This is a genomic window from Pseudomonas sp. LFS044 (assembly GCF_047978245.1).
Lineage (GTDB): Bacteria > Pseudomonadota > Gammaproteobacteria > Pseudomonadales > Pseudomonadaceae > Aquipseudomonas.
Map to the genome: position 1 here is coordinate 25,254 of NZ_JBFPFX010000040.1, position 21,657 is coordinate 46,910.

Consider the following 21,657-nt stretch of genomic DNA (forward strand, 5'->3'; position numbering starts at 1 on the left):
GTCAATCCACGCCGACGAAGCCACCGGTCTGGTGGTGCCACAAGCGGGCGTACAACCCTTGCTGTTCCAGCAACTCGCTGTGGCTGCCACTTTCGACGATGTGCCCTTGGTCCAGCACCACCAGGCGGTCCATCCGCGCAATGGTCGACAGGCGGTGGGCGATGGCGATCACCGTCTTGCCTTGCATCAGGGTTTCCAGGCTTTCCTGGATCGCCGCTTCAACTTCGGAGTCCAGCGCTGAGGTGGCCTCGTCCATGATCAGGATCGGCGCGTTCTTCAGCAGTACCCGGGCAATCGCGATGCGCTGGCGCTGGCCACCGGACAGCTTGACCCCGCGCTCACCCACATGCGCATCGAAGCCGGTGCGGCCCTGGGCATCCGACAGTTGCGGGATGAACTCGTCGGCACGCGCCCGGCGCACGGCCTCGCGCAACTCCGCCTCGCTGGCGTCGGGGCGCCCGTACAGCAGGTTGTCGCGGATCGAGCGGTGCAGCAGCGAGGTGTCCTGGGTGATCATGCCGATCTGCGCGCGCAGGCTGGCCTGGGTTACCTCAGCGATGTCCTGGCCGTCGATCAGGATGCGCCCGCCCTGCACGTCGTAAAGCCGCAGCAGCAGGTTGACCAGGGTCGATTTGCCGGCGCCGGAGGGCCCGATCAGGCCAATTTTCTCCCCGGGGCGAATGTCCAGGTTCAGCGCTTCGATCACGTTGCGCGCCTTGCCGTAATGGAAGTCGACGTCATCGAAACGCACGGCGCCACGGGTGACTTTCAGCGGCGCTGCATGGGGCTTGTCCGTCACGGTGACCGGCTGGGCGATGGTCTGCAGGCCGTCCTGGACCATGCCGATGTTTTCGAAGATGCCGTTGACCACCCACATGATCCAGCCCGACATGTTGACGATGCGGATCACCAGGCCGGTGGCCAGGGCAATGGCACCCACGGTGATCAGCGACTGGCTCCACAGCCACAGGGCCAGGCCTGTGGTGGTGACTACCAGCAAGCCGTTGAGGGTGGTGATGACCACGTCCATGCTGGTGATTACCCGTGAGGCCAGCTGGGTTTTTTCGGTTTGCTCGCGGATCGCCTCACGGGCGTACTGCTGTTCGTAGTCGGTGTGGGCGAACAGCTTGAGGGTGGCGATGTTGGTGTAGCCGTCGACGATGCGCCCCATCAGCTTGGAGCGGGCATCGGACGAAATCACCGAGCGCTCCTTCACCCGTGGCACGAAGTAGAACAGCGCGGCGACGTAGCCGGCGATCCAGATCAGCAGCGGCAGCATCAGCCGCCAGTCGGCCTCGGCGAACAGCACCAGCGAGGTGATCGCGTAGATCAGCACGTGCCACAGCGCGTCCACCGCCTGCACCGCCGAGTCACGCAGCGAGTTGCCGGTTTGCATGATGCGCTGGGCAATGCGCCCGGCGAAGTCGCTCTGGAAGAAATTCAGGCTCTGCTTGAGCACGTAGGTGTGGTTTTGCCAGCGGATCAGGCTGGTCATGCCGGGGTTGATGGTCTGGTGCACCAACAGGTCGTGCAGGCCGAAGAAAATTGGCCGCAGCAGCAGGACCACCACCAGCATCCAGGTCAGCTCGCCGCTGTGCTCGCTGAAGAAGTTGGCATTGGGTGTGCCCTGGGCCAGGTCGATGATGCGGCTGAGGTAGCTGAACATCGCCACCTCGATCAGCGAGGCGACCAGGCCGACCACCAGCAGGGCGAGAAAACTCGGCCACACCTGGCGCAGGTAATAGAGGTAGAACGGCCACACCTGGGTGGGTGGCGACTCGCTGGGCGCGTCGCGGAAGATGTCGATCAGTTGCTCGAAACGGCGGTACAGCATGGGTGACAACACTCCTGTTCAACCCGACCCTCAGGCGGTTTCACGTCCTTGTGAAGCCTGCGGTCAGTCGATGCGTTTGGCAGACTTGATGAACACCGGGTCGGCCGGCACATCGCGCATGCCTTTCTTCACGGTGGTGGGGGAATTGACGATCTGGTCGACCACTTCCATGCCCTTGGTGACTTTGCCGAACACCGCGTAACCACGGTCACGGCCGGGGTTGAGGAAGTCGTTGTCGGCCACGTTGATGAAGAACTGGCTGGTGGCCGAGTTAGGGTCGGAGGTGCGGGCCATCGACAGCGTGCCGCGGGTGTTCAGCAGGCCGTTGCCGGCTTCGTTGCGGATCGGGTCATTGGTTGGCTTCTGGTTCATCTGCTCGGTAAAACCACCGCCTTGCACCATGAAGCCCGGGATCACGCGGTGGAAGATGGTGTTGTTGTAGAAGCCGCTGTCCACGTACGCGAGGAAGTTCTTGGTACTGATCGGCGCCTTCTCGGCATTGAGCTCGATTTCGACCTGACCGAAGCTGGTGTCCAGCAACACGTGAGGGGTCTTGTCGGAGGCCATGACGCTGGTGGCGAAGGCGACCGAGCAGGCGGTGAGCAGGAGTTTTTTCAGCATGGGCTCAATGATCCTTGAGAGGTGGAAGCGGCTGCGAGGAACTGCAGCAAAGTCTGGTTGAAGACCTCGGGTTGATCGAGGGGCGTAGCGTGCCGGGAATCGTCGATGACTACCAGCTTTGCCTGGGGTATCAGGGCCACGTAACGCTCTTTAAGGTGTATCGGGGTGTAATCGTGGTCGGCGGCGATCACCAGCGTGGGACAGCGAATCTGCCCGATACGTTCCTGCACGCCCCAGTCGACGATGGCGTCGAAGCTCTTGAGGTAGGCGCGTTTGTCGTTGCGCGCCCAGCGCTCGGCCATCTTCTGGCGCAAGTCGGCCTGTTCGGGCTTGGGGAACAGCCGCTCGGCCAGGCCCTTGCCCACCGTTTCGACACTGAGGATGCGCGCCAGGCCCCAGCGCTTGGCCCACCACACCCAGTCGCTGCGGGTGCGGCGCTTGACCTCGGGGGCGCTGTTGACGATGCACAGGCTGCGCAGCCATTGCGGGTGGTCGACGGCAAACTGAAAGCCCACCATGCCGCCCATGGACAGCCCGACGAAGTGCACCGGGCCGGTCTGCAGGTGTTCGAGCAGGGCCAGCAGGTCGGCGCTGAAGGTGGCGATCTGGTAGCCGTCACGGGGCTTGTCGGAGCGGCCGTGGCCGCGGATGTCCATGAGGATCACCCGGTACTGGCGGCTCAGTTCGGGTACTTGCAGTTCCCAGTCCTGGCTGCTGGAGCCCAGGCCGTGCAGCAGCACCAGGGGTTCGCCCTGGCCGTATTCCTGATAATGCAGCGAGCATCCTTCATGTTCGAAATAGGCCATGGGCGCGGTCCTCTCAGGCTTGCGGGGGGGCTGCGAAGGGCACGTCCAGGGGCGCAGTGTCGAAATTGCGCAGCAGGTCGATGAGAATCTGCGTGGCCGGGCCCAGGGTCTTCTCTTTGCTCGAATAAAGGTAGAACAGTGGGTGGCGGCTGCCACCCTGATCGAGCGGCAACGGCTTGAGCACGCCATCGCGCAGTTCGCGTTCGATCATGTGCCGAGGCAGCCAGGCAAAACCCAGGCCGCTGCTGACGAAGGTGGTGGCGGTGCCCAGGCTGCCGACGGTCCAGCGCTGTTCGGCGCCCAGCCAGCCGACATCGCGCGGCTGGGCGCGGCCCGAGTCGCGAATCACCACTTGCAGCTGGCTTTCCAGGTCCTGGAAGGTGATCTCCCGGCCCAGACGGTGCAGGCTGTGCTCGGGGTGGGCGACGGCGACGAACTCTACCGCGCTCAGTTCCGTGCCCAGGTAGCCGCCTATGCTGTAGCTGCTGATGGCAAGGTCGGCGATGCCTTCGTGCATCACTTCCTCGACCCCCGACAGCACTTCCTCACGCAGGCGCACCCGGCAACCGCGGCTTTGCGGCATGAATGCGGCCAGGGCGCGCACCAGTCGGGCGCTGGGGTAGGCGGCATCGACCACCACGCGCACTTCGGCTTCCCAGCCTTGTTCCATGTGGTGGGCCAGGTCTTCGAGCTGGCTGGCCTGCTTCACCAGGTGCCGCGAGCGGCGCAGCAGCACGTTGCCGGCCTCGGTCAGCACGGCCTTGCGGCCATCGATGCGCAGCAGCGGCACGCCCAGTTGCTCCTGCATGCGCGCCACCGTGTAGCTGACCGACGACTGCGACCGGTGCAGGGCTTCGGCGGCCTGGGCAAACCCGCCGTGATCGACCACTGCCTGCAGGGTCCGCCACTGATCCAGGGTTACGCGCGGCGCTTTCATCTTTGGCTCCTGTTGTCCTAAGCTGCGCGCTCACAAGGAGAGCGCCCCATGAAAAAATGTTGTGTGGCAATTTTGCTGTGCCTGCCCCTTGGGGCCATGGCTTACCCCATTGATGTGGAGAAGGAGCTGACCGGGGTCAAGCTGGACTACAACGCCTACGACACCGCCTACGACATCGGTGCCATTACCCTGAACAACTATGGGCAAGTGCCGGCGGCCTGCAAGGTGACGTTCCGCAATGGCCCGGAGGCGCCACGGGTGCGCCGGGTGAATGTACCGGCCGGCAAAAGCGTGGATGTGACGGCCAAATTCAACCGGCAGATCATCAAGCTGCGCATTGCGCTGGACTGCAAAGCGCAATAAAACTGATTAATCGATAGATTGAACCCACTTTTTACGCTTTTTTATCGATAGGTCAAGCCTTAATCTCCCCTCCATCGAATCGCACCCTATTTGCCGATGGAGGCACCCCATGTCCCGCGTACTGATCATCGAAAGCAGCGCCCGCCAGCAGGATTCCGTATCCCGTCAACTGACCCGGGACTTCATCGAGCAGTGGCAAGCGGCGCACCCGGCTGACGAAATCACCGTACGCGACCTGGCCGTCACCCCGGTGCCGCACCTGGACGCCAACCTGCTGGGTGGCTGGATGAAGCCTGAAGAGCAGCGCAGCGCTGCCGAGCTGGACGCGCTGGCGCGTTCCAACGAATTGACCGATGAGTTGCTGGCCGCCGATGTACTGGTGATGGCTGCGCCGATGTACAACTTCACCATCCCGAGCACGCTGAAGGCCTGGCTGGACCATGTGCTGCGTGCCGGCATCACCTTCAAGTACACCCCAACCGGCCCGCAAGGCCTGCTGACTGGCAAGCGCGCCATCGTCCTGACTGCCCGTGGCGGCATCCACGCCGGCGCCACCAGCGACCACCAGGAACCGTACCTGCGCCAGGTGATGGCATTCATCGGCATCCACGATGTGAACTTCATCCATGCCGAGGGCCTGAACATGAGCGGCGACTTCCACGAGAAAGGCCTCAACCAGGCCAAGGCCAAGCTGGCCGCGGTGGCCTGAGCTTCAACGCATTCCCAACCCTGACACCTTGTTTGCTCCTTTGGGTGTACATGCCCGGCCTTGATGGCCGGGTTTTTTTTTGCCTTTACTGGCCCCATCGCCGGCAAGCCGGCTCCCACAGGGTATGCGGCGCGCTCGCGGGCTTTGTTCTCTGCGCGACAGCGCAGCCCGAAGAGCAGAGAGCGCCGCTGTGCCTGTGGGAGCCGGCTTGCCGGCGATGGGCTGCAACGCAGCCCTTTCCGCACGGTCCGGCGCCCCGGCAAGGCCGCTCCCCAAAAAATAAGCGCAGCCCCCACATTCCTCATGGTTGAACACATCAGCCGCAACCCGCTAAGGTCGCGGCCTTGATTTACGAGAGGCAACCATGGGCTACCTGATAATCGTCGCGCTGATCCAGGCGTTTTCCTTCAGCCTGATCGGCGAGTACCTGGCTGGGCATGTCGACAGCTACTTCGCCGTGCTCGCGCGGGTGTTGCTGGCGGGGCTGGTGTTCCTGCCGCTGACCCGCTGGCGCCAGGTCGAGCCGCGCTTCTTGCGTTCGATGCTGCTGATCGGCGCGCTGCAATACGGCATTACCTATGTGTGCCTGTACCTGAGCTTCCGCGTGCTGACGGTACCGGAGGTGCTGTTGTTCACCATCCTCACCCCGCTGCACGTGACCTTGATCGAAGATGCCCTTAACCGCCGCTTCAACCCTTGGGCACTGCTCGCGGCCCTGGTAGCGGTCGCGGGCGCGGCGGTTATTCGCTTCGACAGTATCAGTGGCGACTTCTTCATCGGCTTCCTGTTGCTGCAACTGGCCAACTTCACCTACGCCGCCGGCCAAGTGTTGTACCGCCACCTGGTCGCCCGCCACCCCAGCGACCTGCCGCACTACAGGCGCTTCGGCTACTTCTACCTGGGCGCATTGATCGTGGTGCTGCCGGCCTTCCTGCTGTTCGGCAACGCCCAGCACCTGCCGAGCACCGACGTGCAATGGCTGGTGCTGCTGTTCCTCGGCTTGTGCCCGACGGCACTGGGGCTGTACTGGTGGAACAAAGGCGCGTGCCTGGTTTCCGGTGGAACCCTGGCGGTGATGAACAACTTGCACGTGCCGGTAGGGCTGCTGCTCAACCTGCTGATCTGGAACCAGCACGAGCCCCTGGGGCGGCTGTTCATCGGTGGTGCAATCATCCTGGCGTCGGTGTGGCTCAGCCGCCTGGGCAACCGCACCGAAGCAGCGCTGCCCGGCAAGGCGTGATATGCACACCATCTTCGTCATCGTTGCACCGATCTTTGCCCTGATCCTGGTCGGTTACCTGTGCCGTCGCACCAACAAGCTTGGCGACAAGGCAGCGGCCGAGATCAACAAGATGGTGGTCTGGCTGTGCCTGCCGGCCTTGCTGTTCAAGGTGACGGCCACCGCGACCTGGAGCGAGATCTGGCACCCGGGCTTTATCGTCGCGTTTGGTGCGGGGGCGCTGGCGATGTTCGTGGCCACGCTGGCTTGGCGCCTGTACAGCGGCCATGGCCTGGTGGCGGCGAGTATCGACGGGCTCAGCGCAGGCTATGCCAACACCGGCTATATCGGCATCCCGCTGTGCCTGCTGCTGTTCGGCCAGCCAGGGCTGCAGCCGGCGCTGATCTCGTCGCTGATCGTGGTGTGCCTGGTGTTCGCGATCTCACTGACGCTCATCGAGATCGGCCTGCAGGAAGAGCGGCAGATTGGCCGCGCCATGGTGGTGGTGTGCAAGGCGCTGGCGAAGAACCCGTTGGTGATTTCGCCGGTGCTGGGGGCTGCCTGGGCCATGTCGGGCTTGGGCCTGGCGGAACCGGTGATGCACTTTCTGGACATGCTGGCCTTGGCAACCACGCCGTGCGCGCTGGTGTCGCTGGGGGCGTTTCTGGCAGAAAAACGCACGGGCGCCCAGGCCAGCCCTTGGCCACTGGTGGCGATGAAGCTGGTGGGGCAGCCGGCGTTGACCTGGGTGCTGGCGTTCAAGGTGTTCAGCCTGCCGACGATGTGGGCGGCGTCCGCCGTGCTGCTGGCGGCGCTGCCGACCGGGACCGGGCCGTTCATGTTGGCCGAATACTACAACCGGGAGGCGGGGCTGATTTCGCGGACCATCCTGTTGTCGACGGTGGCTTCGCTGGTGACCTTGACCGGGTTGTTGTACCTGCTGGGGTATGCGGGGTAGTCAAGGGCCCTATCGCGGGCAAGCCCGCTCCTACAGGTTTTGCGCAGGTCTCAGGCCTGCGCTGTACCTGTAGGAGCGGGCTTGCCCGCGATGGGCCGCAAAGCGGCCCCGACAATCTCAAGCCTCGCTCAATTCTTCCAAACGCTGCGGCACCCGCCCAGCCAACCCCACCCGCATGTCATTCCCACTCGGCTGCTGATACAAACTCAGCCCAAACTCCGGCAACACCGCCAGCAGGTAATCGAAGATATCCCCCTGAATCCGCTCGTACTCGGCCCACACCGTGGTCGTGGTGAAGCAGTAGATCTCCAGCGGCACCCCTTCGGCGCCGGTCTGCATCTGCCGGACCATGCAGGTCATGCCCTGGTGCACATTGGGGTGGTTCCTCAGGTAAGCCAGGGCAAAGGCGCGGAAGGTGCCGATGTTGGTCAGCTTGCGGCGGTTGGCAGCAAGTTCCGCCACCGGCCCCAGCGCCTCGTTCCAGGTCTGCAGCTCCTGGCGCTTGCCGGCCAGGTAGTCGCCCAGCAGGCGCACCCCGCTCAGGCGCTGTTCTTCTTCGCGGGTCAAAAATCGCACACCGGCCGCATCGATGAACAGGCTGCGCTTGATCCGCCGCCCACCCGATTGCTGCATGCCGCGGTAGTTGCGGAACGACTCGCTCATCAAGCGCCAGGTGGGGATGGAGACGATGGTCTTGTCGAAGTTCTGCACCTTCACCGTGTGCAAGGTGATGTCCACCACATCGCCGTCAGCGCCGACCTGGGGCATTTCGATCCAGTCGCCCACGTGCAGCATATCGTTGCTGGTCAGCTGCACGCTGGCCACGAACGACAGCAGGGTGTCCTTGTACACCAACAGCAGCACCGCCGACATCGCACCCAGGCCCGACAGCAGCAACAGTGGCGAGCGGTCGATCAAGGTGGCGACGATGACAATGGAAGCGAAGATCCACAGCATCATCTTGGCCAGCTGCACGTAGCCCTTGATCGAGCGGGTGCGGGCGTGTTCGGTGCGGGCATAGATGTCCAGCAGGCCATCGAGCAGGCACGACAGCGCCAGGGTCATGAACAGCAGGGTAAAGGCCAGCGCGACATTGCCGAGGAAGTGCTGGGCAGTGTCGGACAGCTCCGGCACCAGCTTCAGGCCGAACTGGATGACCAGCGACGGTGTGGTTTGCGCCAGGCGGTGGAAAACCTTGTTGTGACGCAGGTCGTCGAGCCACTTGAGCGCTTGCTGGCGTGCCAGCAGGCGCGTGCCATGCAGGACCAGAAACCGCGCCAGGCGGCCCATTACCAGGGAAATCAGCAGCAACACGGCCAGGCCGATGGCGGCGTGGAGCAAGGGGTGTTGGTCGAGGGTGCCCCACAGGTCGAGGCTGTCACGCCAGATTTTTTGCATATCCATGAGCTTTAGAACGGTCTTTGCTTGCGAAACGAAGCGCCATTAGAGCGCGGATGGCGACAAAGTTGCCAAAAGAAATTCGGCTACGGCGGCAGAAAACGTTACCCTATGCAACTGAATTTCCCCGCACTTGCCTGAGGTTACCTCCGTGTTCTCCCAATTCGCCCTGCATGAACGCCTGCTTAAAGCCGTGGCCGAGCTTAAATTCGTCGAGCCAACCCCGGTGCAGGCCGCGGCCATCCCCCTGGCCCTGCAAGGGCGCGACCTGCGCGTGACCGCGCAGACCGGCAGCGGCAAGACCGCAGCTTTCGTCCTGCCGCTGCTCAACCGCCTGGTCGACCTGAAAGGCGGGCGCGTCGAGATCCGTGCGCTGATCCTGCTGCCAACCCGCGAGCTGGCCCAGCAGACCCTCAAGCAAGTGCAGCTGTTCTCGCAGTTCACCTACATCAAGGCAGGCCTGGTCACTGGCGGTGAAGACTTCAAGGAACAGGCCGCCATGTTGCGCAAGGTGCCGGACGTGCTGATCGGCACCCCGGGCCGCCTGCTCGAACAGCTCAATGCCGGCAACCTCGACCTGTCCCATGTGCAGGTGCTGATCCTCGACGAAGCCGACCGCATGCTCGACATGGGCTTTGCCGAAGACATGGAGCGCCTGTGCAAGGAGTGCGAGAACCGCGAGCAAACCCTGCTGTTCTCTGCCACCACTGGCGGTGCGGCCCTGCGCGACATCATCGGCAAGGTGCTGAAAGACCCTGAGCACCTGATGCTCAACAGTGTTTCGCAGCTGGCCGAAGGCACGCGCCAGCAGGTCATCACCGCTGACCACGACCAGCACAAAGAGGCGATCGTGCAGTGGCTGCTGGCCAACGAAAAATTCGACAAGGCGATCATCTTCACCAATACCCGCCTGCTCGCCGACCGCATCTATGGTCACTTGGTGGCCAAGGATGTGAAGGCCTTCGTGCTGCACGGTGAAAAGGACCAGAAGGACCGCAAGCTGGCCATCGAGCGCTTCAAGCAGGGCAGCTCCAAGGTGCTGGTCGCCACCGACGTGGCGGCCCGTGGCCTGGACATCGACGGCCTGGACCTGGTGATCAACTTCGACATGCCGCGCAGCGGCGACGAGTACGTGCACCGCATCGGCCGTACTGGCCGTGCCGGCGGCGAAGGCCTGGCGATCTCGCTGATCACCCACAATGACTGGAACCTGATGTCCAGCATCGAGCGCTACCTCAAGCAGCAGTTCGAACGCCGGGTGATCAAGGAAGTGAAAGGCACCTACAACGGGCCGAAGAAGGTCAAGGCGTCGGGCAAGGCGGCCGGCACCAAGAAGAAAAAGACCGAGAAGAAGAGCGGCGACAAGAAGGCCACTGCCAAGCGCAAGCCGACTGCCAAGCCGAAGGCCAACGCACCGCTGACCAGCTCCGATGGCCTGGCGCCGCTGAAAAAGCGCAAGCCTGCGGCTGAGTAATCAGCCTGCGCCATCGCGAAAAAGCCGACCCCTAGTCGGCTTTTTTCTCCGCCTCCTTCAGCTCCTTGATTCGCTTGTCGATCAGCTGACACTTGTCGGGCAAGTCCTTGCTCGCCGTCCCCAGCTCCATCCCCTGGAGCTCATCGTTGATCTCCTTGGCCTTCTGCGGGTTCTGTTCGGTCAGCTGGCTCACCAGCCCGGCCAGTTCTTCACGTTTCTGTGTGGCCTCTTCCGGTGTGCATGCCCAGGCGGGCAGGGCGCAGAACAGGGCGGTCGTACAGGCGATGCGTAGCAGCGGTTTCATCCTTTATACCTCCGGCGGTGGTCATGATCGAGGGAGATACTGAGGGGCTTGGAAGTTCAGCGCTAATGACGAGAGGTCTCCGACTTCCCTCGCGACTGTAGGCCTTTTCTGAATAGCCTCCTGGCCCATTGATGCGTGTGCAAGGTTCTCCTAGTCTCGCAATCAAAGAGGAGGTATCGTATGTACATCTGTAAATACAAGGCGCCCCATGATATTTGAGTGGGACGCAACGAAAAATCAAAACAATATCCGCAAGCACGGTATCGACTTCGCTGATGTGCCCGACATGTTCAACCATCCTATGTTGACCTTGCGGGACGATCGCGCAGATTACGCTGAGGAGCGCTGGATAGGCTTGGGATGGCTTAAGGCCTTGCTTGGCGTGGTCGTGTATACGGAGAGGCAGGGTGAGGTCATCCGGATCATATCTGCACGTAAAGCCACCAGATGGGAGGCCAAATACTATGACCAAATCATCGAAAACTGATTGGAGCCGCCTGGCTCAGATGGACGACAAAGATATAGATACCTCGGATATTCCGGCGTTGGACGAGGCTTTTTTTCAGCAGGCCGAACTGCGTGTGCCGGCGAAGCAGGCAGTGACTATCCGCCTGGATTCTGATGTGCTTGCATGGTTCAAGGACCAAGGTGCAGGTTATCAGACGCGGATCAACCTGCTGCTGCGTCAATACATGCAGGCTCAGCAGCGCCAGCGCTGAGATCTTTTGGAACGCTGCAGACCCCCCACCGGTCCCAAGCTGTGTACTCCTTTCGTCCACAGCAAGAGGCCACTGCCATGAGCACCACCTACGACTGGGACCTGATCGAGCGCTTGCTGCACGAGGTGCAGAACGGTGCCGGTCACAGCTTCACGCCACGCCCCTATGCCGAGCAGCACGCTGCGGCCAAGGCCGCCGAGGGCCAGCCGGTGGGGGATGTCGACCATCTGAAAACCCGTGCCTGCGAGTACGAGAAACTGCTGTTCGAGCGCGGCTTCGTCGAAAGCCGACCGCCTGAGGAGGGCGGCAACGGCGAGAACTTCGTGCTCACCGAGCGGGGCTCGCGGCTGTTGAGCCTGATCGACAGCAGCATCCCGGGCTTCGAGCACCCACGTCAGGTGCTGGATGAACAGGAAGATGCGCTGGATGAAACCACCTTCGAGCACGTGTCTGCAAAAGCGCAGATCGCTTGAGGTCGTTTTGAGGCTGGCAAGGTTGGGTATGGAAAACCGATAATCGGTATTCCTTGAAGTCTGCCGAGCCATGCCCATGCCATTGATCTACCAGGAGGGCCGCCCATGAGCGCGGCCCGCAAGAACCCCGATGCCTTTGCCTTCCAGGTGATGCTGGGGCTGTGCCTGATCTGGGGTTGCCAACAAGTACTGATCAAAACGGCAGCGGTCGACATTGCCCCGGTGATGCAGGCAGCGCTGCGTAATGGCCTGGCTGCCGTGCTGGTAGGGCTGATGATCTGCTGGCGCGGTGGCTGGGGCCAGGTAAGCAGTACCTGGCGAGGCGGGCTGCTGGCTGGCGCGCTGTTTGGCGTGGAGTTTCTGTTCATTGCCGAGGGGCTGAAGCTCACCTCGGCGGCGCACATGTCTGTCTTCCTCTATACCGCACCGGTGTTTACCGCCCTTGGGCTGCACTTCATGCTGCCCAGCGAGCGCCTGCGCCTGCTGCAGTGGCTGGGTATCCTGCTGGCTTTTGGCGGCATTGCCACGGCGTTTGCCGGAGGAATGTCGTTTGCCGAGATGGACGGGCGCATGCTGCTGGGCGATGCCTTTGGCGTGCTGGCCGGGCTCGCCTGGGGCGCGACCACGGTGGTGGTGCGTGGCTCGCGGTTGTCGGAGGCGCCGGCGACATTGACGCTGTTTTACCAGCTGGCGGTCGGCTTTGTCGGGTTGCTCTGCATTTCCTTGCTAAGCGGGCAGATCGGCAAGGTGTCGTGGACGCCATTGGCGATCGGCAGTGTGTTGTTCCAAGGCATTGTGGTCTCGTTCGTCAGCTACCTGACCTGGTTCTGGTTGCTGCGTAAGTACCTGGCCTCGAACCTGGCAGTGTTTTCGTTCATCACCCCTTTGTTCGGCGTGACCTTCGGCGTGCTGCTGCTCGATGAGCCGTTGAGTGTGAATTTTGTGCTTGGGGCTGTGATGGTGTTGCTCGGGGTAGTGCTGGTCAGTGCCGAGCCTTGGGTGAAGCAGCAATTGCGCAGGTTTGTGGGATAGGCGTAATTGTCACGGGCCCTTCTTCGGCAAGCCTCCACCCACAGGCACAGCACAGCATTCAAGACCCGCGCAGCACATGTGGGAGCCGGCTTGCCGGCGATAGGGCCGGTTCTGATCAGCCTTGATTGCTCAGGCAACCCGCCCTGTAATACGGCAGCTCTGGCTAGTGCGGGTGCCGGTGAGCACCAACACCCCCGCCAGCCCCAACCCAGCAGCCGCCAGCATCAGCGCCGGCTGCAGGCTCCCGCTGTAATGGTTGCTCAGCGCCGCCAGCAACGGACCGCTCAATTGCCCCAGGGCGAAGCACGCAGTCAGCAGCCCGGCATTACGTTGCGTGGCATGCGGCGCCAGCTCCCGCGAGCGTTGCATCACCAGCTGCATGCAGGCCAGAAACGGCGTCCCGCACAGCACCACGCCCAAGGCCAGGCCAAGGCCGCCGCCCATCAGGCAGGCCAGTACCCCCAGGCCTTGCAGCCACAAGGTTGCGGTCAGCCAAGCCGATGTCCGGCCACCGCGCCGCAGGCTCACCAAGACCACGCCCAATGCAGCAGCCACGCCAAACGCCGGCCAGAACAGGTCGGCCATCCAGTTGCCCTGGAACTGGTGGTTGGCCATCTGCGACAGGAAAGTCGCTGGCAGGATGTAGCCGACGCCGTACAAGGCATACACCAAGGCAAGGCGGCCGATACCCACGCGGCGGGTAGCACCCGGCACAACGTTCGCGGGTAGCGCAGGCTCCATGGCGCGGGGCAGCCAAGGGCGTACCGCCAGCAACATCACCAGCGCCGCCACGGCATACACCAGCCATAGCGCTGCCGAGCCCAGGCCCAGCAGGTGTGCACCCAGTGCCAGCAGGCCGGTGAGGGCGATGCCCAGGCCCGGCCCGGCAAACACCAGGGCACCCAGGCGCTGGCGGTTGTGGGCGTTGGCCACCTGTTGGCTGAGGCTGGTGATCATCACCAGCACCCAGGCACTGGCCACACCGGTACCAAAGCGCAGCAGCAGGTGGCTCCAGAACCCTTGCGCGGCCCACGAGGCTAAGGTCAGCACCACACAAAGCCACAGGCCGCCCTGCAGGCGCAGCCTGACCTGGGCCGGCTTGGGGGCGAACATTGCATCTGCCGCACCCAGGAAGTAACCCAGGTAGTTGGCCGCCGCCACCAGGCCGGCGGCGGTCAGGTCGAACTGGCCTTCAGCGATCAGTTGCGGGAGTTGCGGGGTGAGGGCAAAGCGGCCGATGCCCATGGCCATCATCAGGGCCACGGCGCTGGCCAGCAGTTGTACGAACGGCGACATGAGGACACTCCTGCACGGATGTAAGCGATGGAAGGCAGGTTAGGGCGCTTTCACTTTCAATAAAATTGAATAATGATGATCAAGTTGTTCTGTTTTGGAGAATGTCGTGGAATTCAGCCAGCTGCGTATCTTTCAAGCCGTCGCCGAAGAGGGCTCTATCACCCGGGCTGCCGAGCGCTTGCACCGTGTACCTTCCAACCTGTCCACACGCCTGCGCCAACTTGAAGAGCAACTGGGCGTCGAGCTGTTCCTGCGCGAGCGCCAGCGCCTGCAGTTGTCACCAGCCGGTAAGGTGCTGCTGGATTACGCCAACCGCCTGGCGGCGCTGCGCGATGAAGCCATGGCGGCGGTGCAGGGTGGTCAGCCGGCCGGCGATTTCGTACTAGGTACCATGTACAGCACCGCGGCCATCCACCTGCCCGCATTGCTGGCGCGCTACCACCAGGCGTACCCGGCGGTGAACCTGCAGGTGCAGGCGGCGCCCAGCGGCGAACTGCTCGAAGGGTTGCTCAGCCACCGCCTGGATGCTGCGTTGGTGGATGGCCCGCCAAGCCTGGCCGGGTTGGACGGTGTGCCGTTGTGCGAAGAGGAGCTGGTGCTGATTACCAGCCCGGAGCACCCCCCCGTGCACAGCGCCCGGGACGTGGCGGGCAAGGCGGTGTTCACCTTCCGCCAAGGTTGTTCGTACCGCATGCGCCTGGAGGCCTGGTATGCCCACGCGCATACGCCTATGGGCCGGGTGATGGAAATCGAGTCCTACCAGAGCATGCTGGCGTGCGTGATCGCTGGCGCAGGGGTGGCGCTGATGGCCCAATCGATGCTCGACAGCCTGCCCGGGCGTGACCGCGTACGGGCTCATCGGCTGCAGGCGCCGTTCGATCAGGCGGTAACTTGGCTGATGTGGCGGCAGGGCATGCGCGGGGCAAATTTGCAGGCGTGGGTCGACATGCAACAAAGCGAAACGATTAACCAACCGTCGGAATGCAGCGTTTCCGCTTGATTCACGTCAAACTCGCCCTTATCTGTAAGAACAAGGGCATGCGTAATACAGGACATCGGACTATGATCTGTATGAAACATCGCAGGATTGATTGACCGTGAGGCTGACCCGTCAAGGGGGCACTATGAAAAACCAAATGTTCAACTGGCTCCACGACTTGGCTGTTGCCTTGGGGCTGATACCACCACCCTTGCAGCCGGTGCCGATCCCGACTGATGAAGAGCAGCGCCGGCGCCAACCGCGCCGCCGCTGAAAACAAAAAGGCCGCGGCATCAGTGATGATGCCGTGGCTTTTTTGATTGTGCAGGTTTTGCAGGCTGGGCTGGCCTTATCGCGGGCCGGCCCGCTTCTACGCCAGTTTCACCACGCCGACTGGTTTGCGCGACAGAGCGCTGACCAGCACAAAGCTCACCAGCCCAACCGCCAGGCTGTAGTAGATCGGCGTGTTGGCATCGAGCCCATCCTTGAACATGAAGAACAGCGCGGTGGCAAAGCCCAGCGACATGCTGGCGATCGCCCCTGCGGTGGTCGCACGCTTCCAGAAGATCGCCCCGATCAGCGGGATCAGCATGCCGCCCACCAGCAGGTTGTAAGCCAGGGTCAGGGCGCTGATCACATCGTTCACCGCCAGGGCGATGCCCAGCACTACCAGGCCGGTGAGCAGGGTGAACAGGCGGCTGACGCCCAGGCTCGACTGCTTGCCACCGCGCAGCTTGGGCAGCAGGTCTTCGGTAATGGTGGTCGAAGCGGCCAGCAAGCCGGCACTGGCAGTCGACATCATCGCGGCCAGGGCGGCGGCCATCAGCAGGCCACGGATACCGTCAGGCAGCTGGCTCTTGATCATCTCGGCGAACGCGTTGTTCGGGTTGGCCAGGTCTGGCATCAGCACATGCGCGGCCATGCCGATCAAAGCGCAGGCCAGGCCATACACCACGCAATAAACGCCTGCCGTGGTACCGGCACGTTGGCAGACCTTCTCGTCACGGGCGGTGAATACCCGCTGCCAGATGTCCTGGCCGATCAGGATGCCGAAGAAGTAGATCAGGAAGTAGGTGATGATGGTGTCCCAGCCGATGGTGGTCCAGCTGAAGCTGGCCGCCGGCAGCTTGGCTACCAGGGTGTCCCAGCCGCCAGCGTTGTACAGGCACACCGGCAACAGGATGAACATCAGGCCCACGGTCTTGATCACGAACTGGACGATGTCGGTCAGGGTCAGCGACCACATGCCGCCGATGGTCGAGTAGACCACTACCACGCCGCCGCCCAGCAGCAGCGACATCCAGAACGGCAAGTCGAGCAGCACCTGCAGGACCGTGGCCATGGCCAGGGTCGAGGTAACGCCGATCATCAGCGCGTACGCCAGCATGATCGCGGCGCTGGCCTGGCGTGCCATGGGGTTGTAGCGGCGCTCCAGCACCTGGGTCACGGTGAAGATCTTCAGACGCAGCAGCGGTTTGGCGAGGAACAGGTTGAGGGCGATGATGCCCAGGCCCAGGGCTGCGCACAGCCAGAAGCCGGAGATGCCGTGGACATAGCCCAGGCGCACGGTGCCAACGGTGGACGCACCGCCCAGCACGGTGGTGGCCATGGTGCCCATGTACAGCGTGGGGCCCAGGTTGCGCCCGGCCACCAGGTAGTCTTCGTGGGTTTTCGCGCGCCGCATGCCATACCAGCCAAGCCCGAGCATGCCGGCGGTATAGATCATTACAACAATGATGTCCAAGGCCATTGGGGTTCTCCCGATTATCTTTATTATGGCGAGATCGACCGCGCGGGCGTTTTCACGGCGCCCGGCGGTCTAGTCTTGTGTTGGCGGGCCTCTATGGCCCTCCCGCATGGCTCCTGCCGGGGTAAAACAGCCGTATCAGCGGCGCACGACGCCTGGCAGCACGCAAAGCATCTCGAACAGCAGGTTGGCACCGAGCAGCGAGGTGTTGCCGGTGGTGTCGTAAGGTGGGGAGACTTCAACCAGGTCACAGCCGATCAGGTCCAGGCCGTGGCAGCCGCGAATGATCTCCATCGCCTGGATCGTGGTCAAGCCGCCAATCTCAGGGGTGCCGGTGCCTGGGGCCCAGGCCGGGTCGATGCCGTCAATGTCGAACGACAGGTACACCGGGCCGCCGCCGACTTTTTCGCGCACTTCGGCCATCAGCGGTTCCAGCGATTTGTGCCAGCACTCTTCGGCCTGCACTACACGGAAGCCCTGGCGGCGGCTCCAGTTGAAATCGTCGGCGGTATAGCCCTGGGCGCGCAGGCCAATCTGCACCACGCGGTCGCAATCGAGCAGGCCTTCTTCCACGGCGCGGCGGAAGGTGGTGCCGTGGGCGATCTTCTCGCCGAACATGTGGTCGTTGACGTCGGCGTGGGCATCGATGTGCACCAGGCCGATCTTGCCGTGCTTCTTGTGCAGGGCCCGCAGGATCGGCAGGGTAATGGTGTGGTCGCCGCCCAGCGTCATCGGGATGACGTTGTGCTCGACGATCTCGTCGTAGGCTTCTTCGATGATGCGCACGGCGTCGAGCAGGTTGAAGGTGTTGATCGCCACGTCACCGATGTCGGCGACCGACAGCGAGTCGAACGGCGCGGCACCGGTGGCCATGTTGTACGGGCGGATCATCACCGATTCGGCGCGGATCTGGCGTGGGCCGAAACGGGTGCCGGAGCGCAGCGAGGTGCCGATGTCCAGGGGCACGCCGATGAACGCGGCGTCCAGGCCTTCGGCGCTTTGCAGGTGGGGGAGACGGAGCATGGTGGCGATGCCGCCGAAACGCGGCATTTCGTTGCCGCCCAGTGGTTGATGGAGAACTTTGTCCACGGTGGGCCTCATCAGTCGGTCGATTGTTTTGTTTGTTCGAACCTGTGCCGCCGCGCGCCTTCGAGTGTGGTTATGCCGGCGGGCAGGGACATTTCGGCCAAGTCTGCTGGAAGGTAGTGCGCGGGGAAAATCGCTACCGGCAAATACTTACTTCAGGATTTTCTAAACTAAAGCCCGCCGCAGCGGTTAGACTGCGCGCAAATGTCACAGCGGAACCGTTGCACCATGGCCTCGACCTTGCCCGACCTGAAACTGCTGCGCATCTTCGTCAGCGTGGTGCGCCACCAGGGCTTCGCCAACGCCCAGCGCGAGCTCAACCTGTCGACCTCGGCCATCAGTACCTACATGAGCCAGCTCGAAGGCGCCCTGGGCATCGTGCTGTGCCACCGGGGGCGTGGTGGCTTCAGCCTGACCAGCAAGGGTGAGCTGTTCCACCAGGAGACCTTGCGCCTGCTGGCCGAACTGGACGGTTTCGAACAGTACGCGGCCGCGCTCAAGGGCGAGTTGCGCGGCACGCTCAACCTCGGGGTGATCGACTCCACTGTCGGCGACCGTGCGCTGCCGTTGGCCGAGGCGATCGGTGCCTACAGCCAGGAGCACCCGGCAGTGCACTTGCACCTGTCGGTGTCCAGCCCCTACGAGCTGCAACTCGGCGTGCAGGACAACCGCCTGGACCTCGCAATCGGCGCGTTCTCCTCGCGCATGAGCGGCCTGGTGTACCAGCCGCTGTACCGCGAGCAGCACTGGCTGTACTGCAGCAGCCGCCACCCGTTGTACGCCGAGCGGCGGATCCCGGAGCCGGTGGTAACCCAGCAGCGCATGGTCGGGCGCGGTTACTGGAGCCAGGCCGAACTGGCCCGGCATGGCTTCAAGCACAGCGCCGCGACGGTGGAGAGCATGGAGGCGCAGCTGATTTTGATCTTGTCGGGCGCTTACATCGGTTATTTGCCGGAACACTACGCTCAAGCCTGGGTCGACAAGGGTGATTTGCGCGTGCTTTCGCCGGCGACTTTCGGTTATCAGGCGCCATTTTCGTTGATCGTGCGCCGTGGGCGCAGCCGCGAGCCGTTGATCCAAACGTTCCGCGACCTGCTCAAAAGCCAGCTTAACGTCGGATGATAAACAGGGCGTTCAAGTCATTCCGTCGGGATCAGCAGATTTCCTACAAAACCTGACCACTGTGCCTTTTGCCCTCTGCTAAACCTCTACTTGCTTTGATGATTTTCCCTTTCATCTATACAAGCAAGGATCGCCCGAGATGCGCATGAATTTGCCCGTCACTGAGCACGAAAGAACGTTTTCCAGCGACCAGCGCCTGATCTCCACCACGGACCTCAACAGCCGCATCACCTACTGCAACGACGCCTTCGTGGCGATCAGCGGTTTTACCTACGACGAGCTGGTGGGCCAGACCCACAACCTGGTCCGCCACCCCGACATGCCGCCAGCGGTGTTCGGCCACATGTGGGACACCATCAAGCAAGGCAAGCCCTGGATGGGCGTGGTGAAGAACCGCGCCAAGAACGGTGACTTCTATTGGGTGAGCGCGTACGTCACGGCGATTTACGAGAACGGCCGCATCAGTGGTTACGAGTCGGTGCGTTCGGTGCCGAGCCGCGAGCAGATCCGCCGCGCCGAAGCGCTTTACGCGCGCTTGCGTACCGGCCGCTCGCCCGTGCCGGTGGCGGCACAACTGTGGCATCGCCTGGGCCATGGCTGGCCGCTGATCGGTGCCGGCCTGCTGTCGGCGGCGGGCTACCTGTGGCTACCGCCTTACGCGGCACTGGGCGTGTTGATGGCCAGCTTGCTGGTGGCCTGGTACTTGATCGAACAGCAACAGAACCGGGCCATCCGCCGCACCCTGGCAGAACACCCCAAGGCCTTCACCAGCCCGCTGGTGGCGCTGACCTACAGTGACAACCCCGGCCTTCATGGCCAGCTGGACCTGGCGATCATCAGCGAAGAGGCGCGCCTGCAGACCGCGTTGACGCGGCTGGTGGACGCCGGGGTCGGGGTCAAGTCGCGGGCCGCGCAGTCGGCCGACCTGTCGGATGCCCAGGCACAGATGCTCGACCGCCAGCGCAGCGAGACCGACCAGTCGGCCACCGCCATCGCGCAGATGGCCGCGACCATCCAGGAAGTGACGCACAATGTGCAAAGCACTGCGCATGCTGCTGGCGATGCCGACCAGTTGGCCCAGCAGGGCAGCGAGCTGGCGCAGCAGAGCCTGAGGGCGATGGGCAGCATGAGCGAAGCGGTCAGCGACATCGGCCAGGCGGTCAATGCCCTGGCCGAGCAGACCCAATCGATTGGCAGTGTGGTCGATACCATCACCTCGATTGCCGAGCAGACCAACCTGCTGGCGCTCAACGCCGCGATCGAGGCAGCGCGCGCGGGCGAGCAGGGCAGGGGCTTTGCCGTGGTTGCCGATGAGGTGCGCTCGCTGGCCCAGCGCACGCGTTCCTCGACCGAAGAGATCCACCACATCATCGCCTCCCTGCGTGCTGGCGCAGAGCGGGCAGTGAGCACGGCTAACCGTGGCGAGCAGATCTCGCGGGACAGTGTGCACAGTGTGGAGGCGGTGCAGTCGGCGCTGGCCGGGATTGCCCAGGCGGTCAGCCGCATCACCGGCATGAGCCAGCAGATGGCGACGGCGTCGGAACAGCAGAGCCACGTGGCCGAAGACATCAACCAGCAGATTGTGCGCATTGCCCAGTTGTGCGACCAGACGGCGGGGCAGGCCAAGCAGGGCGCGGAAATCAGCCAGGACCTGGAGCGCATGGCCGAGTACCTGCATAGCCTGGCGGAACGGTTTAACCGCTGAGGGTTCAGGGGGCTGCTTTGCAGCCCGATCGCCGGCAAGCCGGCTCCCACACAGACCTCGCTGCCCTCACGGGGCGTGCGGTACTCCGGGGAGCCGGCCTGCCGCGAGGCGGGCCTGGGGGGCCAACCTGTGGCAAAATTCCTCCGCCAACGGAGACCCCCATGCCCAGACCCCGCTGCGAGCGCTGCCAACGCCCGCTCGATCACTGCCTTTGCGCCCTGATTCCCTCGCTCGACAGCCGCACCCGCGTGGTGCTGCTGCAGCACCCCAGTGAAACCTCGCACGCGCTGAATACCGCCCGCCTGGCCGCCCTTGGCCTAGTCAATGCCGAGCTGCGCATTGGCGAGGTGTTCGAAAAACTGGGCGAATTGCTCAACACGCCAGGCTACAGGCCGGTGTTGCTGTTCCCGGGCGATGCAGCCCAGGTGCTGACGGCCTATGGCGATGTAGACGACACGCCATTGCTGCTGATCGTCCCCGACGGCACTTGGCGCAAAGCGCGCAAGTTGCTGTACCTCAACCCGCTGCTCGACGCGTTGCCCAGGGTGACGCTGGCGCAGGTCACGCCCTCACGCTACCGCTTGCGCAAGGCGCCCGAGCCGGGTGCGCTGTCGACCGTCGAGGCGGTGGTGCAGGCATTGAATGTGCTGGAACCGCCGGCGTGTTTCGATGCGTTGCTGCGCCCATTCGAGGCGTTGATCGAGGGGCAGATCAGGGCCATGGGGGCTGAGACATTCGAGCGTAATCACGGTGAAGGCTGAGATTCGTTTGTGCCTGTACCGGCCTCATCGCCGGCAAGCCGGCTCCCACCAGCTGTGCACCTATTCAATGCCGGTGGTACCCCAGGGGGAGCCGGCTTGCCGGCGATGAGGCCC

Annotated in this window: 23 protein-coding genes; 14 read left to right on the top strand and 9 right to left on the bottom strand. The window is 63.3% G+C overall.

All coding sequences use genetic code 11. From position 1 onward, the window contains the following. Nucleotide 1: 1 nt before the first annotated feature. The 4 genes from ACNQPL_RS24920 to ACNQPL_RS24935 form a co-directional block, all read right to left on the bottom strand. Complete coding sequence (locus ACNQPL_RS24920; RefSeq protein ID WP_346615203.1) at nucleotides 2-1,834, bottom strand: ABC transporter ATP-binding protein; 1,833 nt, start codon at nucleotides 1,832-1,834, stop codon at nucleotides 2-4. 63 nt (nucleotides 1,835-1,897) lie between these two features. Then, on the bottom strand, nucleotides 1,898-2,455 hold the full coding sequence (locus tag ACNQPL_RS24925) for a peptidylprolyl isomerase (RefSeq protein WP_346615202.1): 558 nt from the start codon (nucleotides 2,453-2,455) through the stop codon (nucleotides 1,898-1,900). Beyond that, entirely contained in the window at nucleotides 2,449-3,261 is an 813-nt protein-coding gene (locus tag ACNQPL_RS24930; protein ID WP_416468176.1) for an alpha/beta fold hydrolase, read from the bottom strand. Before ACNQPL_RS24930 ends, ACNQPL_RS24925 begins: the two co-directional genes overlap by 7 nt. A gap of 13 nt (nucleotides 3,262-3,274) precedes the next feature. Beyond that, on the bottom strand, nucleotides 3,275-4,198 hold the full coding sequence (locus ACNQPL_RS24935; protein ID WP_387532576.1) for a LysR family transcriptional regulator: 924 nt from the start codon (nucleotides 4,196-4,198) through the stop codon (nucleotides 3,275-3,277). A gap of 48 nt (nucleotides 4,199-4,246) precedes the next feature. On the opposite strand from ACNQPL_RS24935, the gene ACNQPL_RS24940 reads away from it, so the two are divergent. From ACNQPL_RS24940 to ACNQPL_RS24955, 4 genes are all read left to right on the top strand, one after another. Then, entirely contained in the window at nucleotides 4,247-4,561 is a 315-nt protein-coding gene (locus tag ACNQPL_RS24940) for a 3-phosphoglycerate kinase (RefSeq protein ID WP_346615199.1), read from the top strand. Nucleotides 4,562-4,670: 109 nt separating this feature from the next. Then, on the top strand, nucleotides 4,671-5,270 hold the full coding sequence (locus tag ACNQPL_RS24945) for an FMN-dependent NADH-azoreductase (RefSeq protein WP_387532581.1): 600 nt from the start codon (nucleotides 4,671-4,673) through the stop codon (nucleotides 5,268-5,270). A 364-nt stretch (nucleotides 5,271-5,634) separates the two neighbouring features. Beyond that, nucleotides 5,635-6,510 (top strand): carboxylate/amino acid/amine transporter, encoded by an 876-nt coding sequence (locus ACNQPL_RS24950; protein ID WP_416468177.1) that lies wholly within the window; start codon nucleotides 5,635-5,637, stop codon nucleotides 6,508-6,510. 1 nt (nucleotide 6,511) lies between these two features. Further along, nucleotides 6,512-7,447 carry an AEC family transporter gene (locus ACNQPL_RS24955; protein WP_346615196.1) on the top strand — a complete coding sequence of 312 codons (936 nt, stop codon included), beginning with the start codon at nucleotides 6,512-6,514 and terminating at the stop codon, nucleotides 7,445-7,447. Nucleotides 7,448-7,564: 117 nt separating this feature from the next. Here the strand turns inward: ACNQPL_RS24955 and ACNQPL_RS24960 are convergent, their stop codons facing one another. Beyond that, a complete protein-coding gene (locus ACNQPL_RS24960; RefSeq protein ID WP_416468178.1) occupies nucleotides 7,565-8,851 on the bottom strand; it encodes a mechanosensitive ion channel family protein in 1,287 nt (428 codons plus the stop codon). A gap of 145 nt (nucleotides 8,852-8,996) precedes the next feature. Between ACNQPL_RS24960 and ACNQPL_RS24965 the strand changes: the two genes are divergently transcribed. Continuing rightward, the gene (locus tag ACNQPL_RS24965; protein WP_346615194.1) at nucleotides 8,997-10,319 is read left to right on the top strand and encodes a DEAD/DEAH box helicase; all 1,323 of its coding nucleotides are present in this window, start codon (nucleotides 8,997-8,999) and stop codon (nucleotides 10,317-10,319) included. 31 nt (nucleotides 10,320-10,350) lie between these two features. Here the strand turns inward: ACNQPL_RS24965 and ACNQPL_RS24970 are convergent, their stop codons facing one another. Next, nucleotides 10,351-10,623, bottom strand: a complete 273-nt coding sequence (locus tag ACNQPL_RS24970) for a hypothetical protein (protein WP_416468179.1) — start codon at nucleotides 10,621-10,623, stop codon at nucleotides 10,351-10,353. 208 nt (nucleotides 10,624-10,831) lie between these two features. Between ACNQPL_RS24970 and ACNQPL_RS24975 the strand changes: the two genes are divergently transcribed. From ACNQPL_RS24975 to ACNQPL_RS24990, 4 genes are all read left to right on the top strand, one after another. Next, entirely contained in the window at nucleotides 10,832-11,110 is a 279-nt protein-coding gene (locus ACNQPL_RS24975; RefSeq protein ID WP_416468180.1) for a BrnT family toxin, read from the top strand. Beyond that, nucleotides 11,088-11,342, top strand: coding sequence for a BrnA antitoxin family protein (locus ACNQPL_RS24980; RefSeq protein WP_346615192.1), 255 nt, complete (start codon nucleotides 11,088-11,090; stop codon nucleotides 11,340-11,342). The genes ACNQPL_RS24975 and ACNQPL_RS24980 overlap by 23 nt, the downstream gene beginning before the upstream one ends. 77 nt (nucleotides 11,343-11,419) lie before the next feature. After that, nucleotides 11,420-11,815 (top strand): transcriptional regulator, encoded by a 396-nt coding sequence (locus ACNQPL_RS24985; RefSeq protein WP_346615191.1) that lies wholly within the window; start codon nucleotides 11,420-11,422, stop codon nucleotides 11,813-11,815. A 105-nt stretch (nucleotides 11,816-11,920) separates the two neighbouring features. Further along, complete coding sequence (locus ACNQPL_RS24990) at nucleotides 11,921-12,847, top strand: DMT family transporter (protein ID WP_416468181.1); 927 nt, start codon at nucleotides 11,921-11,923, stop codon at nucleotides 12,845-12,847. A gap of 129 nt (nucleotides 12,848-12,976) precedes the next feature. On the opposite strand, the gene ACNQPL_RS24995 is transcribed toward ACNQPL_RS24990, so the two are convergent. Then, on the bottom strand, nucleotides 12,977-14,143 hold the full coding sequence (locus tag ACNQPL_RS24995; RefSeq protein WP_416468182.1) for a YbfB/YjiJ family MFS transporter: 1,167 nt from the start codon (nucleotides 14,141-14,143) through the stop codon (nucleotides 12,977-12,979). A gap of 106 nt (nucleotides 14,144-14,249) precedes the next feature. Between ACNQPL_RS24995 and ptrR the strand changes: the two genes are divergently transcribed. Both ptrR and ACNQPL_RS25005 read left to right on the top strand, forming a co-directional pair. Further along, nucleotides 14,250-15,143, top strand: coding sequence for a putrescine utilization regulator PtrR (ptrR, locus tag ACNQPL_RS25000; RefSeq protein ID WP_416468183.1), 894 nt, complete (start codon nucleotides 14,250-14,252; stop codon nucleotides 15,141-15,143). Nucleotides 15,144-15,267: 124 nt separating this feature from the next. Beyond that, nucleotides 15,268-15,396: a PA1414 family protein gene (locus tag ACNQPL_RS25005; protein WP_008090807.1), complete on the top strand. Its 129-nt coding sequence runs from the start codon at nucleotides 15,268-15,270 to the stop codon at nucleotides 15,394-15,396. A gap of 96 nt (nucleotides 15,397-15,492) precedes the next feature. On the opposite strand, the gene ACNQPL_RS25010 is transcribed toward ACNQPL_RS25005, so the two are convergent. Then, the gene (locus ACNQPL_RS25010) at nucleotides 15,493-16,872 is read right to left on the bottom strand and encodes a sodium:solute symporter (protein WP_387527529.1); all 1,380 of its coding nucleotides are present in this window, start codon (nucleotides 16,870-16,872) and stop codon (nucleotides 15,493-15,495) included. 135 nt (nucleotides 16,873-17,007) lie between these two features. Continuing rightward, nucleotides 17,008-17,958: an agmatinase gene (gene speB, locus ACNQPL_RS25015; protein WP_012315641.1), complete on the bottom strand. Its 951-nt coding sequence runs from the start codon at nucleotides 17,956-17,958 to the stop codon at nucleotides 17,008-17,010. A gap of 225 nt (nucleotides 17,959-18,183) precedes the next feature. On the opposite strand from speB, the gene ACNQPL_RS25020 reads away from it, so the two are divergent. The 3 genes from ACNQPL_RS25020 (at nucleotide 18,184) to ACNQPL_RS25030 (ending at nucleotide 21,543) form a co-directional block, all read left to right on the top strand. Next, entirely contained in the window at nucleotides 18,184-19,077 is an 894-nt protein-coding gene (locus tag ACNQPL_RS25020; protein ID WP_346615186.1) for a LysR family transcriptional regulator, read from the top strand. A 139-nt stretch (nucleotides 19,078-19,216) separates the two neighbouring features. After that, complete coding sequence (locus ACNQPL_RS25025; RefSeq protein WP_416468184.1) at nucleotides 19,217-20,782, top strand: methyl-accepting chemotaxis protein; 1,566 nt, start codon at nucleotides 19,217-19,219, stop codon at nucleotides 20,780-20,782. A gap of 161 nt (nucleotides 20,783-20,943) precedes the next feature. Next, entirely contained in the window at nucleotides 20,944-21,543 is a 600-nt protein-coding gene (locus tag ACNQPL_RS25030) for a tRNA-uridine aminocarboxypropyltransferase (RefSeq protein WP_416468185.1), read from the top strand. The last annotated feature ends 114 nt before the right edge of the window (nucleotides 21,544-21,657 follow it).